This is a genomic window from Streptomyces hilarionis (assembly GCF_024539675.1).
GTDB lineage: Bacteria > Actinomycetota > Actinomycetes > Streptomycetales > Streptomycetaceae > Streptomyces > Streptomyces hilarionis.
The window spans coordinates 1-261 of sequence record NZ_JAHHIT010000769.1 but is presented as its reverse complement, the minus strand read 5'-3'; the positions used below and the strand labels follow the sequence as shown (position 1 = coordinate 261).

Here is a 261-nt window from a genome sequence, read left to right as displayed (position 1 = left end):
CCGCTACGCGATGCGGGTGCTCGACGCGCTCGGGCACGCCCCGCTGATGGACCCCGACTCGCACGTCGGCCCGCGGACGCTCGAGATCGGCCGCGACCCGATCCGCGTGCTCGTGTTCGGCGGCGGCCTCGCGATCGGCTACGGCGTGCGCACCCGGGCGGAGGCCTTCGACGGGCCGCTCGCCCGCCTCGTCGCCCTGCGCACGGGCCGCGGCGTCGTGCTCGAGAACCGCGCGATGCGGCACGTCGACCTGCGCCGCAG

1 protein-coding gene is annotated in these 261 nt (G+C 77.4%); it reads left to right on the top strand.

Going from position 1 to position 261, the window contains the following annotated elements; translation table 11 throughout:
- Window positions 1-261: SGNH/GDSL hydrolase family protein (locus KMS84_RS40295; protein ID WP_256921616.1), on the top strand; the 261-nt coding region annotated here is incomplete at both ends.